The organism is Nocardia sp. NPDC060220, assembly GCF_042727815.1.
Lineage (GTDB): Bacteria > Actinomycetota > Actinomycetes > Mycobacteriales > Mycobacteriaceae > Nocardia.
Window position 1 is genome coordinate 1 of sequence record NZ_JBHWZY010001243.1, and the last position, 1488, is coordinate 1488.

General features: G+C 68.1%; 3 protein-coding genes. 2 read left to right on the plus strand and 1 reads right to left on the minus strand.

Translation table 11 applies throughout. The annotated features are described in order from the left end of the window. Positions 1-9: 9 nt before the first annotated feature. Positions 10-432, minus strand: a complete 423-nt coding sequence (locus tag ACFWF3_RS35685; protein WP_378994659.1) for a DUF6325 family protein — start codon at positions 430-432, stop codon at positions 10-12. Positions 433-552: 120 nt separating this feature from the next. Between ACFWF3_RS35685 and ACFWF3_RS35690 the strand changes: the two genes are divergently transcribed. Both ACFWF3_RS35690 and ACFWF3_RS35695 read left to right on the plus strand, forming a co-directional pair. Then, positions 553-1209 (plus strand): GAP family protein, encoded by a 657-nt coding sequence (locus ACFWF3_RS35690; protein WP_378994656.1) that lies wholly within the window; start codon positions 553-555, stop codon positions 1207-1209. A gap of 14 nt (positions 1210-1223) precedes the next feature. Further along, the coding region (locus tag ACFWF3_RS35695; RefSeq protein ID WP_379318555.1) for a SulP family inorganic anion transporter at positions 1224-1488 on the plus strand (265 nt) is incomplete at its 3' end.

Here is a 1488-nt window from a genome sequence, read left to right on the forward strand (position 1 = left end):
GATTCCTTCCTAGGCGAGGGCGAGCGCGGCGTCGACGGCATCGCGCGGTACTTGCACGTGCAGCGCGACCTCACCGTCGGCCGCGCGCACCGCGCCTGCCAGGCGCAGCGCCCACGTTTCCTCGAAAACGATGACGACGGCGGTCGTTCCCGGTTCCATCGACGCCCGGACTACGTCGAGGTCGTCGTCGCTGACGAGGTCGATGTCGGCCGCCGTCAGACCCGTCAGACCCACCGCGGAGATGTCGTCGTCGATCTCGCGTTCGGTGATGGCGCCGGCGTCGTCCATGGACAGCACGATCAGATCGAGCAGCGTGACCGTGCCTTTCGCGACGATCTCGGCCAGTGCCGCGGACACGGATTCGTCGATCTCGGTGCCGGGAAAGGTGAGCACAAGGAATTCGACCGGTCCGAGTGTTGCTGGTGATCCCATGGGCAGATCGTGCCCCCGGCGAGTGCTGGGCCGCTTCACCCGATTCGGATGAAACAGCGAGCGCGCAGTTCACCCGGAAAGTGTGAGGCGTGCCGGGATCGGCCCGCTTAGCGTCGTGGCATGGGCTCAGTAATCGGCGGTCTCCTGCCACTGGCGGTGGGTGTGGCGGTCTCGCCGATCCCGATCATCGCCGCCATTCTGATGATCCTGTCGAAGAACGCGGGCGGTGCCGCGAAGGGCTTCGCGGTGGGGTGGGTGGCCGGCATCCTCGTCGTGACCGGCGTGATGACCATGCTCGCCGGGACACTGGGCGGCACGGACAGCGAACCGTCGACCGGCGCCTCGATCGTGAAGATCATTCTCGGCGTCGCGCTGGTGGTCCTGGCGGTGATCCAGTGGCAGGAACGGTCGCAGACCGAGGTGCCCGGCTGGATGAAGGCGATCGACACGCTCACGCCGGTGAAGGCGCTGGGGCTGGGAGCGCTGCTGTCGGGCGTCAATCCGAAGAATCTGCTGCTGTGTGTGTCGGCGGGTGTCGCGATCGGGGCAGGCGGTCTGAGCGCGGGGGGCGACCTGGTCGCGATCGTGGTGTTCACCTTGCTCGCCTCGGTCACCGTGCTGGCCGTGGTCGTGGGATACATGCTCGCGGCCGACAAGCTCGGTCCGATGCTCGACAGCCTGCGGGAGTGGTTGCAGCTCAACAACCATGCGGTGATGGCGATCGTGCTGTTGATCATGGGCGCTGTGGTCGTCGGCAAGGGCATCGGCGGGCTGTAGCGGTGTCGATACCGGTGTTCGAGTCACTGCACGGCTATCGGCGGGCGTGGCTGCGGCCGGATGTGATCGCCGGTCTCACGGTGTGGGCGGTGCTCGTGCCCGAAGCGCTGGCCTACGCGTCGATCGCCGGGGTGCCGCCGGTGGTCGGCCTGTACGCGGCGGTGCCGTCGCTGGTGCTCTACGCGCTGGCAGGCAGTTCGCGGCACCTGGTGGTCGGGCCGATGTCGGCGACCGCGGCACTGTCGGCGGCGATCATCGCCCCGCTCGCGGGCGCCGACC